Source organism: Pseudomonas gingeri (assembly GCF_013386115.1).
In the GTDB taxonomy this organism is placed as follows: domain Bacteria; phylum Pseudomonadota; class Gammaproteobacteria; order Pseudomonadales; family Pseudomonadaceae; genus Aquipseudomonas; species Aquipseudomonas gingeri.
The window spans coordinates 106,294-120,065 of record NZ_JACAOR010000012.1 but is presented as its reverse complement, the minus strand read 5'-3'; the positions used below and the strand labels follow the sequence as shown (position 1 = coordinate 120,065).

Annotated in this window: 10 protein-coding genes; 2 read left to right on the top strand and 8 right to left on the bottom strand. The window is 57.0% G+C overall.

Features of this window, described 5'->3' with window-relative positions:
- Positions 1–293 precede the first annotated feature (293 nt).
- Complete coding sequence (locus tag HX881_RS24050; RefSeq protein ID WP_057406250.1) at positions 294–2,012, top strand: hypothetical protein; 1,719 nt, start codon at positions 294–296, stop codon at positions 2,010–2,012.
- On the opposite strand, the gene HX881_RS24045 is transcribed toward HX881_RS24050, so the two are convergent.
- From HX881_RS24045 to HX881_RS24030, 4 genes are all read right to left on the bottom strand, one after another.
- The gene (locus tag HX881_RS24045; protein WP_177086999.1) at positions 2,002–3,501 is read right to left on the bottom strand and encodes a hypothetical protein; all 1,500 of its coding nucleotides are present in this window, start codon (positions 3,499–3,501) and stop codon (positions 2,002–2,004) included. The genes HX881_RS24050 and HX881_RS24045 overlap by 11 nt on opposite strands.
- Positions 3,498–4,607 (bottom strand): DNA methyltransferase, encoded by a 1,110-nt coding sequence (locus HX881_RS24040; RefSeq protein WP_177086997.1) that lies wholly within the window; start codon positions 4,605–4,607, stop codon positions 3,498–3,500. Before HX881_RS24040 ends, HX881_RS24045 begins: the two co-directional genes overlap by 4 nt.
- A 203-nt stretch (positions 4,608–4,810) precedes the next feature.
- Positions 4,811–5,779, bottom strand: a complete 969-nt coding sequence (locus HX881_RS24035) for an inovirus-type Gp2 protein (protein WP_057406247.1) — start codon at positions 5,777–5,779, stop codon at positions 4,811–4,813.
- A 327-nt stretch (positions 5,780–6,106) separates the two neighbouring features.
- Positions 6,107–6,337: a helix-turn-helix transcriptional regulator gene (locus HX881_RS24030; RefSeq protein ID WP_057406246.1), complete on the bottom strand. Its 231-nt coding sequence runs from the start codon at positions 6,335–6,337 to the stop codon at positions 6,107–6,109.
- Positions 6,338–6,891: 554 nt separating this feature from the next.
- On the opposite strand from HX881_RS24030, the gene HX881_RS24025 reads away from it, so the two are divergent.
- Positions 6,892–7,743 (top strand): hypothetical protein, encoded by an 852-nt coding sequence (locus tag HX881_RS24025; RefSeq protein ID WP_177086995.1) that lies wholly within the window; start codon positions 6,892–6,894, stop codon positions 7,741–7,743.
- A 485-nt stretch (positions 7,744–8,228) separates the two neighbouring features.
- Here the strand turns inward: HX881_RS24025 and HX881_RS24020 are convergent, their stop codons facing one another.
- From HX881_RS24020 to HX881_RS24005, 4 genes are all read right to left on the bottom strand, one after another.
- The gene (locus HX881_RS24020) at positions 8,229–8,630 is read right to left on the bottom strand and encodes a hypothetical protein (protein ID WP_177086993.1); all 402 of its coding nucleotides are present in this window, start codon (positions 8,628–8,630) and stop codon (positions 8,229–8,231) included.
- 431 nt (positions 8,631–9,061) lie between these two features.
- A complete protein-coding gene (locus HX881_RS24015; RefSeq protein ID WP_177086991.1) occupies positions 9,062–11,239 on the bottom strand; it encodes a TonB-dependent siderophore receptor in 2,178 nt (725 codons plus the stop codon).
- Between the two features lie 160 nt (positions 11,240–11,399).
- Positions 11,400–12,131: an SDR family NAD(P)-dependent oxidoreductase gene (locus HX881_RS24010; RefSeq protein WP_177086989.1), complete on the bottom strand. Its 732-nt coding sequence runs from the start codon at positions 12,129–12,131 to the stop codon at positions 11,400–11,402.
- Between the two features lie 127 nt (positions 12,132–12,258).
- Complete coding sequence (locus HX881_RS24005) at positions 12,259–13,764, bottom strand: efflux transporter outer membrane subunit (RefSeq protein WP_246356572.1); 1,506 nt, start codon at positions 13,762–13,764, stop codon at positions 12,259–12,261.
- Positions 13,765–13,772: the final 8 nt, after the last annotated feature.

The following is a 13,772-nucleotide window of genomic DNA, read 5'->3' as shown; positions in this document are numbered from 1 at the left end:
GCTACTTTTTCAACAGAATCGGTCGATTGCAACCGTTGAAGACGGCTCGTCTGCGAACCTGCGCCAGAGAGTCGTCTGGATATGTACCCAGGCTCATGTTGACCCGGTTCCTGGTCAGCGGCTGACTGTATTTGAATGCCCCGCCACCCGCCGCGTTCTTGCCGAACGTATGCCGGAATGGCGGTCAACGCCAAACTCGCCTAGTGGACGGTCACTGTCGAATAGCGATTCGTTCAGAGTGTCAGTAGAATCCAATCTCAAATAAAATGGTTCATGAGGGGAGGGGGTAAGTCTTGGCGTTCATTTCAGTCGGTCAGTTGGCTCGGTCACTTAATAAACTGCAGCCGTTTCACGCCTTCTATGGCGTCACCTTCCTGTCGATGAAGAAGACTGGCGTAGGCGTTGGGACTGCGACGGGGTGGGGAGGGACCCAAGAGGAGGCCTTGCTACGCCAATACTTCGCTCCCGCCGGCGCACCACCGGACAAGCCATATTGCGTGCCCTTTGGTCGCAAAGACCCCGACTCTTGGTACTGGAAGAACTCTAAGTATTCCGGGGGCACACTGCAGCGTGCTCGTACAACGGACAACTACCGCGAAGCTCTTGAGCGACCAACCAATAGGGAATGGGAGTTCACGGCGGACTATCTGGACAAACTCGAAGGTCTGCTACCGGACGGCTCCGGGGGCCTGAAGCTGCGGATTCCGGTATTCGACTTGGCCGCCTGGCTGTATCGCCACGAGGACCTGCCTAGCTCGCTCGATGATGTCGAAACCAAGTTCCGGACTGAGTTCAACATCAACGACGAAGAGTACGCCAGGCTCTTCGACGTGTCTCGCCCGCCAGTCGCACAGTACTTCTCGCCCGTAGCCATCACTGAGGAGGAACTGGCGCAACTGATTCATGGCGTGCCGCCCGGACCGTCAATGCTGGGACGCACGGAGGCTGAGCTCCTACAGCACATCGAGCATCACGTAACCCGGGTGGAAGGGCTGACGCTACCAGCCGGGTTCGTACACGGCTTCTACGGCGCGCTGATCGCCCAGCGATTCGTCGTGTTAGCCGGTCGCCCCGGGACGGGTAAGACCGCCTTCGTGCGAGCCTTCACAGAAGGCTTGAACACGTTCTTTGCAAACGCGGTCTCGCTCATTGACGTCAGTGTGGGTAGCGATTTCTCCGAGGCAGACGCTCTGGGGTACGAGAAGATTTCAGGCGGCCTGGCAGCCACGGAACTTAGCCGCAAGCTGTTCCTGTCCGAGCGCCCGCGTGACATCTACGTGGTGCTGCTGGACGAGATGAACCTCGGTCAGGTTGACCACTACCTAGCGCGCTTGCTTCCCGCAATCGAGAGCGATGCGAAGGTCGAGCTGCCAGGTCATGGTTCGCCGAGCCAGTTTCCCCCAGACGCGTTCGTGGTCGGCACAGTGAACTCTTTCCTCGAAGAGTCAACCCGCGCGCCCCTCAGCAGCCCTGTCAAAAGGCGCGCGAACATCATCGAGATGCCGAACGCGCTTGGGGACCTAGTTGCGAGCAACGACCGACCGAAGTTCGACCAAGCTTGCGTCGACATGCTGAAGCAAACCAAAGCACGCGTCGACAAGAGGACCCGAGACGGCCTCGGGAGTGTTTTCGACAGCTTCCGCTCGCAACGGCTGACCACCGCCCTGACTGCAGACTCGGATGTGCGCTCCGCAGGGTTCGGTGACTTGCTGTGGAACATTTGCAAAGCATGCGCCGGCAGCGACTCGACGTCGCTTACATTCGGCGTCATCCAGGACGTTCTCGACTACGTGGCAATGTCCGGCCGACCATGGCGGGCTGCGCTGAGCGAGCAAATTGCCCAGAAAGTCGTTCCGCAGTTGAGCGGGTCCAGTACCGTCTGCGAAGAACTGCTTGCTTTCACCGCGAACGCCGACGCTGGGACCGGAGACTTCGCCGTAGCCACAGCCGCGCTGGAGGCACTCCTGCGCACCAAAGACCTGGGAACCGGCCATGTCCTGTTCAAGTACTGACCAGCTTTAAGGCATTGCGCACATAAAGGTGAACGGCTTCTGCCCCACCGGCCTCTGCAAAGTGAGCGGCCCGAATCGGCAGTTCCAACAGCGAGTTACCCTCAGCGGCAATCAGGTTGGCGGCCGGCGCCGGGCCTGGAAAGATGATGCCGCCCGACTTCGCCGCGAAGCTGTTCAGGTAGCCCTGCATCTCGAATAGATCGCGCTGAGTGGCACGAGTCACTCGCGCGTCGACTTTGAACTTCGCGTCGAGCACTACCACTGAGCCGGCAGCGCCAACCAATAGGACATCGGGCCGCTCGTCTGCCGGCCTGGCTGCGGCATCGCGCCAAGAGCTTAGAACGTCGGTCGGCGGCTTGGTGTCGAAAAAGAGCCTCCACTCGTCAGAGCTCATGGACCACCCGTGTGGTGATCGTTTGCGCAGGTCTTTGTCGGGGGATGAGTATGCGAGACCGAGGGCGTTGCCGACCACGTGGGCCACGAACGTCTGATACACCTCCCACACGTCTTTGACGTTCGCACGAACCGACCTGGTAAAGTCCGTACTGTCCGCGATGTCTGCCCCATACTCGGCATGGAGGTCACGCATGCGACCATACCGCTTATCGCTTCGCTGAGTGGTACTCGGTAGTACTGTGGTGGGCTTAGCGCCTGGCCGCACAAGGAGGTTCCTAAACACAGGCAAAGAACGAAGCAACTTCAAGAGCTCGGCGAACCCCTGAACCTCGGCCCTCACCGCCGGCGCAACTAATGTCGCCAGGTCTACGCACTGCGTCGCTAGCACCTGCAGAAACGCCGCAATCTGCACATGCTCTTCGATCTGCTTTTCCCGCTCTCTTGCATGCACGGCAACGCGAGACGGCCAGTAGCTGGCGCCACCGACTTGGATGGGACCGCCATCCGCACGTTCAAGAAGATGGTGCTTCTCTCGCAGCAGCCGACTCGTCTGAGCCACCGACAGGCCTTTGCTACGCTGCGACACCTCGGTGGTCCTCACACTGGACACGGCCGGACGGTCGTTGATAGAGCGAACCAGACGCTCAATCTCCGGCAGCCGGCCCCGCAGCCAGGCGTAGTGAATCTGAGGGAGACGGACTTTTCGCGTCGTCCCGTTGGCAGCCATGTAGGCAAACTGTCGGCGGTATCCGAAGTAAGAGCTCGCGCACACCTCGGCCATCGAACGGACCTCGTCCCACGTCGCTTTGGCGGTGCTGGTCCGGAAATCGTAGATGTGCGTCGCGCCGGCCACCTGTATGCTCAGGCGATGGAAGCCGACTTGGTTTGTCAGGTCCGTGCTCCAAACCGCCAGCTTGGCGCTTTGATGCCATGAAATGGGAAGGGGCACGTCGTCGAGCTGGACAATTGGACGGCTCGAAGCCATCACGGACCCGAAGACCGTGCCTTCGCGCAACTCGACATCACCGACGCCTGGAAACAGCTCCATCGTCATCCCAGCCTGTTCAAGGCGGACTGAGACCGGCTGCGTCATGCAGAGTCCTTCGCCGTCGCGAGTTCTCCGAACTCCTTCTTGATTCGCTTAGCGGCGAATTCTGCGTACTCCGGCTTGAGCTCGATGCCTACCCCATGACGCCCGCTGGCTAAGGCACTGACAATAGTAGTCCCCGACCCTACAAATGGATCGAGCACAGTTCCACCCTCGGGACAGCCACAGGCAAGGCAACGGTCAACGAGCTCACGAGGATACGGAGCGAAGTGGGAGCCGGGGTTTTCTGGTCTGGCGATGATTTTCCAGATGTCCTCTTCGCCCTGCAGTGCATTGCGGTCGAAGTAATACTTCGGCCCTTTTGAGAAGACAAAGATATTCTCGTGCGTGCGCCACGGCCGGTCGCGTGCAGTCGGCTCAGGCAGGGTTGCTGGACGCTGCCAAATGATAGAACTGCGGAGCGTCCACCCGTCATCCTGCATGGCAAGCGCGACTCGCCAAGGGATACCAATGAGCGACTTACGCGGCAGACCTAAACCTGGGCCGTCGACTGCCCGCAGATGCTTGCGCATCATGTTGCGGCCCTTATGTTTCTCATCGGTGCCGTGGGGCTTGCCCTTGGCCGAGTAATACGTGTCGCCAAGGTTCAGGAACAGCGTGCCGTCAGGAGTGAGCGACTTCTTGATTTTCGAGAACACCTCGACCAGTGCATCGACGTATCTCTCGATAGTCGGTTCGTGCCCAATCTGCCCGCCTACTTCGTAGTCGCGCTGCCAGTAGTATGGGGGACTGGTCACCACGCAGTTGACGCTCTCGGCAGGCAGTTTGGCCGCCGCGGCGTTCACGTCAGCATGAAGGATGCTCCAGCGCAGTTCTTCTCGCGTCGATCCGCTTAGGACCCGAACCTCGGCATGCGCGTCGACAACAGCAATCGAAGACTTCGCAGAATTCTCAAGCTCTCGTGATAGCACCGGCTCAGCAACTTCAGCACCGCACATCCGCTTGACGGCACTTTCCGGCACACGAACCTGGCCTTGCGTACCGATGCGAAACGACTGGAGTTCTCCGTTACGGATGAGACGACGCACTGTGCTCAGGGAGACTTTTAGGTAGGCCGCGACCTCTTTAAGGGTAAGGTTGGCTTCAATCATTTCTTCAATTCCGACGGCTAATTATGTTCAAAACTATTCATAAGTCGCCATTATGGTTTTTTTTACCGTAGGCGCAAGCCATTTCACCTTCGCGCCTTAAAATTTGCTCTTCAGAGACACCGAAGCGTCAGCCGATGCCCACGACCCCAGGAGCACCGGGTACGCGCGCGCCTGGGGACCTCAGCGGACATCTAAGCATGCCATCACCGACGAGCATGACTCAGAGCCCCCTTACGCAGGCAGCGCCTCCCTACAGGCTTCAGGCGTAGGCACTGACCATCCTTGACCAGATACTTCATCGCCTTGTGCACATGAGGCCGTATCGACTGATCATCCCTCTGGATAAGGCCGATTCCGCGCCTATCGCCATATCGCTCCTTGTCGTGGTTGCAGCTATGGGCATAGCCCTGACCACGCGTGATCTCCTCCCACAGCTCGCTGATCTCAATCGCCTTCCAGACATCCCGGCACACCACGTTGCCATTGAAGAAGTAGGCAGCATGGATGTGATAGCCCTGCCCGTCATTGCGATCCCCCTGCTCCACTGAGCAGGTGTAGCCGATGAGGTGCTCGAAAATCGAATGGCGGCTGTGTTTAGCAATTAGAGCGTCTAGATCATCGAAAACATGCTCGATTCGCAGCCTGGCCTGGGCTTCAGGACGGTAATAGAGATTCACCCGGATGATCGTGGTGCGGGAGTACCAGCTCGTCACAGCTTCCGTGTACTCAGTGATCTCCCTCTCCTGCTGCTTGGCCAAATCACGACGATCCTTAGCCCTACGCCGATACCACTGCTGCCGGGTCAGCTGACAGATCCTTGCGACGAGGACGTTCATGCTGTGGTGATGACTGAGCCAACCCGCGCCCCGCTCATCCAGGCAGACAGGCCCATCGGAATGAAGCTCAAGACCGATATCCTGACAGGCCTCCCTAAACGCTTGTAGGTGCTCGCTGTAGCTGTACTCCACTCTGTCATCGAACAGGTCGACCATCTGCTTGATATGGGTGAAGTAGCGGGAGAGCCTGGTCGCTTCGATACGCTCGCAACCTGAACGGCTCTGCGTGATGCGGAATGCAGGTGTGTCGCTGTGTTCGATAGCTAGGACGAGTGACTCGATCTGAAGGGCAATGTCAGATTGGGAAAGGTAGGCGTTGAGCTTGCGGTTATTCATGGTGCGTACCTGATTGGTTGATGGTGCATACCAGGTACGTGGTCTGTTTCTTTTTACTGGTCTCTTTCCCTCTGGTGGTAGTCAGTGGTGATGGGTAGTGATGGTTACTATTGGATAGGTAGAGTAGATAGTTAATCGCTATATCAATAGATGCAGCCCTGACCGATGCAGACCTTCCCGGTCAGGCCGGGCAATGGGGAGCAACACTGCCAAGCCTGTCGAAAGATTTACCGCACCGAGCTTCGGTAGAGTTAGCTGAGATCAGAGAACCCTCAGCAGCGGCATAAGCGCCATGACCAGCCGTAGCCGGTCATGGCGCTGCTGGTTCTAGCTGGCCATGCTCAGGTGACCGATATGGCGCGCAGTAGCTCCCTCGGCCTGGTCACGTTCCTCGATCCTGGCCAGGATCCAGTCGTGCACCTCGCTATCGACCCAACCGACGCAGCGGTCGCCCAGCGAGACCGGTTTCGGGAAGGTTCCTTCTCCGATGTATTTGTAGATGGTCGATCGGGCAAGACCGGTCGAGTCGATGACTTCTTTCAGACGGATGATCCTCATGAACGGGGCTCCTCGTATTCGTTCAGAGGATTGGCAGAGCCGGTAAAAAAACACTGAAGGACTGATCCGCAGCCCCAGAACACCTACAAGCCTTAAACGTACAGCTCTCTGACACCCGAACCCCGACAAGAGCCCCTGCCCTGCCTCGTGACTATCCCGCCAGCATTCAGAAACCGCCTCGGCTCACACATGCCCTGCAGGCATCCGGTGTGAGTTCTACATAGCCGTTTTCCGTCAGGCCAATCTAGCGCCCCATCCTCCTGATCATCTTGTCGACTACCTGAACGCGGCTAGCAAACCGCGCTTTCAGGATGGTGTTCCGCAGCGCACCATTACACCGCACTACATTAGGTTCGAATAGAAAGAATGAGAAAAACTGTATAAACCCATCTGAAACCAAGTAAATACTGGGCTAAAAAGAAATTTCTATTCATAGAATCACCATAGAGATCATATAGATGTTTAATATAATTCACCTAGAACGCACGTAGAATAGCTGTAGAATCAAAAGAGATTTTGCACCAAGGCCGCCCTTAGACCTGGATTGAAATGACGTGAAAACTGACAATCGTGCACGCAGCAAGGATGCGGACAGGCTGAGCGAGCTGCTCCAAGATCCTCATCGAAACCATCGCCACGACATCTGGCTGTGGCTGTACCTCGACTACTACAAAGAGGCCAGGCTTGATCTCAAAACCTGCAACGGCCTCACCATGCGTGACGAGATAGCCAGATCCCTGAAGGACCAGAAGCTATTCCAGTCCCGTATCCCTCAAGAGAAAGACCGGCTCCTGCTTCCAAACGAAAAAATGGAATGGATCACAGAGGATGAACGGCAGTATCGGTGGCTGCTCCGCGAGATCGAGCAGATGACTGGCCTGCGCCTGCCTCGCGGGCTAGTCCACCTCACTGGCAGGGACCGCCTCATCGCCATGATCGACCTTTGGGATGTCGATCTTGCTGAGAAGGCATCCGAGGTCGAACTCCTTCACCTGGACTGGCTCAGGCACAAAGCAAAGGACAGTGAGTTCGAGTGGTTTGCCGATAAAAAAGACGGCGAGAAGCGATGTGCCTGCGCCTGGGAGTGGCTCCAGAAGAATTACCTGACGCCATTTTCAAGACAGCCTCCTATCAGCAACCACCAAGAGCTGTTGATGTTCTTCGACCAGGAAGATATCGGCCGCAACGAACGGACGGCCATGATTCGAGAGATCAAGAGGCGATGGAGTCGCAAGCAATTCGACGAGCGCGCCGCCGATAAGAAGCAGGTCAACGTCATGCTCTCGAAAACGGTGATCGTCCAGCTCGATGCGCTAGCTGAAGCGCATGGCATGAAACGCGCTCAAATCATTGAGAACCTGGTGAGGATGGAAGCTGAAGCCGGCGTATATCTCACCGACGATTGAATGACGCTCCGCCAGCAGAGACAGCAAGATCAACCTCCAGGAAGCGCTACAGCATCCTGAGTTCAAATCCGGCAAGCCGGTATTCCAAACGGTATTCCAAGCAAGAATTAAACCGGATCTTTCTTATATATTTCAACAAGATAAAGCAACAATTCAGATTACCCCGGCCAAACGAAACAAACGCCCCCCCAGCGCGGGCTTTGTCGCATATGAGCCTTGGCAATTCACCCCGCCCCCACCATCACCCGCCCTATGTGCACGCCCTACCTCGGCAGTCGGTCCACTTGTGCTACTCATTTCTACTCAATCCACAGTTGGAGCTCAGCTTGCCCACGAAGAGGCCAGCCGCTACGTGATCTACTCGCCAACATCCAGCCCACCTAGAACCGCGCCATCTGCGCCAACATAACTGGCGCAGTTCTGCAAACTGCGCCAGAACCGCGCCATCCCCCTCTCAACCGAGAGCCAAGAAGTGCTTGCCTACATCAACCTGCCCCCGCAAGCTCGCGAGCCCGTGAGTTACCAGATGGTCGACCGTCCAGGGCTGGTGGCGCGCCTTGAAGCAAAGCATCCACCACCGCCTTCGCCATCTCTACCGAGTGCAGCATGCCCCAGAACAGCGTTTGCTCCACTGGATTGGTATGCAAGCTGATTTCGTCACCGTTCAGCTCGGCGACCTCCAACAGGTTCGATACGTAGCTCAGCGCGTCGTGGGCTGTGACGCCGGGTTGGATGGCAAAAATCGTGGGACGCAGAGGGTCAGCGTGATTGACGGTTTTGGACAGGGTTACAGCGAGGGTATCAAGCAATCGGGCCGCATCTGGCCTCATTGACTCCACGGGATCGCTGCTAACAGGAGGTGGGTCAGGGGTGATTTTTTTCACCATGGTAGGTCTCCAAGATCATTTGAGGAGATCACCACACTCGCTGCGACACAAGGGTGGCGAACTGTACGCAGGTTCGCAGACCGGTGATCTTGGAAACCGGCAGGCATAAGCCTCCTGCGCACAGCCCGCCGTAAAGCAGACATGAAAAAACCGCTTACGCGGCGCTGTGCGCCAAGACACTACCGGGCTGCGAAACCCGTATCGCTGAATTTGCAGCGACAACAGGAATGTAGACACGGCATTGGACACACACAACATTCTCACACGCCTAAAACGCGTAGGAAAAGTAAGTTCATTTTGAAAGCTATTTCTACTCATTACGAGACACCCGCGATCCAGGGGGGAAAAAGGAAAACCTCTCACCCACTGGTTCGAATTCGCCGGCCACCCACCCGCTCTTATCCGCAGGCCTATCGATCATGAGGGTGTCTTTAGAAGCGGGCCGTCAGCGTCAGGTACGCTGAACGTGGTTGAGTGGGTAGTACCACTGGGGAGCCCATGTATTGATAGGTCTCGAAGACTTTGCGACCTGTCAGGTTTACCGCCGAAACCGAGATCGTGTAGCGGTCGAAATCGTAGGAAGTCTGCGCATCCAGCAGTGCGTAGCCTGGGACGGATACCGTATTAGGCAGGGTTAACTCACGGGCGCTGAGTGCTGTAATACCAGCACCGAAGCCCAGTCCCTTGGCGGCGCCGTCAAGTATCCGGTAGCGGGCTGCGAGGCGACCGCTGTGCCGTGGTACTCGAGGCAGTCCATCACCGACCGGAATCGAGTTGTCCTCTGTGATTTCTGCCTGGGTGTAGGCGTAGTTGCCCAGCAATGAAACAGCGGGGGTCGGTTCCCAGACCAGGTCCGCTTCTACCCCGCGAGCGCGTTGTTCGCCGCTCTGTACCGAGTAACCCAGAATCGCATAGGTAGGGTCAGGATCCGGGGTGGAGACATTACGACGCGTCTGCTCGAACACGGCGAGAGTGCCAGAAATGCCCAGATCGCTGAACGCCAGTTTGACGCCCGCCTCATAATTGCGAGACAGCTCAGGCTTGGGCGCCTCGTTACCAGTGAAGTTGAACGCCCCCCTGAAACCGGTGGAATACGCCGCGTAGAGCGCAAGACTTTCGGTCAGGTCATACGTGATGCCAAACCGTGGTGTCACACGATGATATGAAGCATCTACACCTTGCTCTTGTTGGTTGATGTCGAGCTGGGTCAATCGCAACGACCCCAACAAGTGCAAACGGCCATAGGTCGCTTGATCCTGAACGTATAAAGCCTTCGTCTCGTAACGGTTGGTCTGGGACACCGTTGTTTCGGGCGTCGCGCCGTAGGAAATCCCATATCCCGGATTGGCAAGGTCAAGCTCGCCGATGAGTTCAATGCCGGACATCCCCGAGCTGAAGTGAGTGCTGTCGTAACTGATACCAACCAGCAACTCATGATCTCCGCCCAGCGATTCGACTCGGGAGCTTAGGTTGGTATCCAGTGTGCTTTCCCGGATATTCGTGGGCAGGTAAAGCTTGAATATCGGGTAAACCGTGGGTGTCGCGGGATTCGGTCCCAGAAGGTCCGGAAATGCAAGGCTGCCATAATCGCGAACTTTGCCCTCGTAATACTGAGCGGTGACGGTCAGTCGTGTGTCGTCGTCAAGCTCATGCGTGAGTTCGGCGGTGGTTGTTCGATTCTCGATAGTGGTGTGAGGCTGTCCGTGGGTCGCTCCTGGGAAGGCGTTGCGATCAATCTGCCCGCTCAATGCTTGAGCGGCTGGCAGGCCGGAATATTCGACCTGGCTGCGATTCTCGTATTGGCCGCGCAGTAACAACTCAGTCTCTGGCGATAGCTGGAAAGCGATGCTGGGTTGTATCGACCACTGATGGCCGTTGACGTGATCAATCCAGCTGTCGTTTTCTTGATAGTCGGCGGTAATCCGTGCGGCGACCTTGTCGCCAATGGGTGTGTTGAGATCCAGCGAAGGATTCTCTGTGCCGAAGCTACCGGTGCGCAGCGACAGCAGTGCACTTGGCTCGGTCTCGGGCCGTTTGGAAACCACGTTGATCAAGCCACCCAGCGGTGCGCCGATACCGCCGCCGTACAACGCTGATGTAGGGCCTTTGAGTACCTCGATGCGCTCGGTGCCGATGAGGCTGGTCGGGTCGATGCTCGCTGCCGTGCCGCCAAAGGCAGGCAGCCCGTTCATGTAAATTTCCGCCGGAAAACCACGCACGATTGGCTGGGCGAACAGTGCCTCCTGCTGCTTGGTTGCTCTTACCCCCGAGACGTTGACCAGCGCGTCAGCAAGCGAATGACTGTCCTGCTCCTTGAGGAGCGTTTGCGTGACAACTTGCACGGATTGCGGGACTTCGACCAGGGGCGTGTCGGTGCGCGTGGCCGACGCAGAAGAGGGTGCGCTGTAGCCTTCACGCGACCCGGAAACGGTTATGGTTTCCAACGTCCAAATCTGTGATTGATCGGATGTTGGGGGTGCATCCACGGCACCGTCTTGTGGGTGGGCAATGACTGGTAATGCCAGCCCCAGAAACATGCAAAAGGCATGGCGCCAGCGCAGCCGCGACGGATCAATGTAAAACTGCGGCTCGTTCTTGTCCGAGTACATGGGATATTCCGATGAAAGTCATGTGAAACTGAATACGCAGGAGGATTGGGCATCACCAGAATCAAAAGCCCGTATTTATCCACCGGGCCGCTGCCGCAGTCATGAAGGCATCAATGGTTTTTTCATGGAGGTGCGCCTGGCAGGTCGACGGCGATTAACGTCAGACATGCTGGCCACCGTTAACGTGAATCTCGGCGCCGTTTACATAAGAAGCGCCACCGGTGCAAAGGAAGTAGACGAGCGAGGCAACTTCTTCAGGTTTGCCCAGTCGGTTCATCGGCACCAGCCGTTCAACGATTTGCGCAGTGCCTGCGGAGAGCATTGAGGTTTCAATTTCTCCGGGTGCGATAGCGTTGACCCTTACGCCATGTCGGCCAAAATCAAAGGCCATCTCCCGAGTCAGGGCGCAGAGCGCAGCTTTGGATGTGGAATAGGCCACACCTGCAAACGGGTGCACCTTGGAACCTGCAATAGAGGTCACGTTGATGATGCTGCCTTTTGCAGCTTTCAATTCATCAAACAGCCCCCGCGCAAGGAGAGCCGTGGAAAACAGATTGACATTGAAGACCTTGATCCAGGTTGCATAGTCGGACTCCAGAACACCAAGACGTGCCCCTTCAGGCCCCTTGGGCGAAATTCCGGCATTGTTTACCAATGCATCCAGGCGCCCACCCAATTTCTCCCTGATGGCCGGAAGGCTATCAGTGATGCTCTCGATATCTTCCAGATCAAGATGAATGTGGTTGAGCAAGCCCTCGGCCCATGGGCATTCAGCGACCCAGTCCTGGCGAGAGGCGGTGAAAATCCTCCACCCGGCGGCGTGAAAGTGTTTGACGGTGGCATGGCCTATGCCACGACTGGCACCGGTCAATAACAGTGTCTTCTCGCTCATACATGCATTACCTGTTAAAAGTTTCGATTGGCTTTCAAGCGATCCAGGTCAGGAAATTCGCGATCTTCAATGGGCTGCTTTTGGTGGGGCGTCTCTTTAAAGCCGTCCAAGACTGCGCGATGACCGCCTAAGGCCCATTGGCGGCAATATCGGTGTTGGCGCGGTCCCACCCCCCACCCAAGGCTCTGATCAGATTCACCGTTGCAATGGCCTGCGTGCCCGTCAGACGGCTCAGTTGCAGTTCGGTTTGCAAGACCTGGCGCTGGGCATCGATCACGTCCAAGTAGCTGATCTGTCCCTCTTCATACTGAGTTTTAGAAAGCCGCTCTGTCCGTATGGATGCTGCAACAGCTGCGCTTTGATTACCTTTCTGATCATCGAGCAACCTCAGGTCCGCCAGGTTGTCTTCTACCTCTCTGAACGCCACCAATACTTGCTCCCGATACTTCGCAACCTGCTCGTCGTATCGAGCCCTTGCAGAGGCGAGATCTGCTTTCCTGCGACCACCATCAAATATCGGTAACGTCAGTGCCGTTCCCGTAAGGGGGCCTAGTAGAAAAGACCGAGTCGACCAGTCGAACAGATTTCCCAGCGACGACGACTCGAAGCCGGCAGTGGCATTTATGTTAAGCCGCGGAAAAAATGCTGATTTCGCCAATCCGATTTGTGCGTTAGCCGCGGCCATGGCTCTCTCGGCGGCAGCAATATCGGGACGACGTTCCAGTAGCGCTGATGGCAATCCGACAGGCACCTGGGTCGCGATGGGCTCTATCGGTGAGTCAGGGAAGTCGAAGTCGGCAGGAGACTTGCCCAACAACACGGCAAGACCATGTTCCGACGTCGCGCGAAGCCGTGCGATCCCTACCGAGTCCGCCCTCGCGGTCGATAATTCGTTGCGCGCTCGCGAGAGATCAAGTTCGCTTATGTCGCCCTCTTTGAATCGCCCCTCCACTAATTTCAGGGTGTTTTCACGCAGGGTGACCGTGCGACGAAATAGTCGAAGTTGGTTGTCGTACTCACGCAGCTCGAAATAATTTTTCGCCACATCAGCTTGGAGGGCCAACAGCACAGAACGATACAGCGCCTCGTTCTGTGCTTGATTAGCGAGCGCGGTGTTCACTTGTGAATCCACCTTCCCGAACAGGTCTACCTCGTAAGAGGCTGTCGCCTGCGCCCGCCAAAGAGTCTGCGTGGACCCACTCGCATCGTCAGGCAACAATTGCGAGGCAGGAGACAGGCGTTCACGCGTAGGACCAAATCCCGCATCCAGGGACGGGAACCATCCCGCTCGGGCTGATTGGGTCAAGGCTCTCGATTGCTGGACTCGTGCGGCAGCCGCCTTCAGATTCTGATTAGCCTCTGCGGCTTGCCGCTCCAGGTCGTTTAGCACCGGGTCGCCAAAGACCAGCCACCATTGCCCACGATGCTCGGCATCGGCCGGTTCAGCGTTTTTCCAGGCGCTATCCTTGGGCAATGATGCTTGCTTCTGTTCAGCCGAAGCTTCCTTGAACGTCTGCGGAGTCGGGACGTCGGGGCGGTTGTATGTCGGCTCCACAGAGCATGCTGATAGAAGCGATAGCAGCGCCGAGGAAGTTAGCAGTCCAACAATAGACTTTTGGGGTAACTGGATCATTCGTTTGG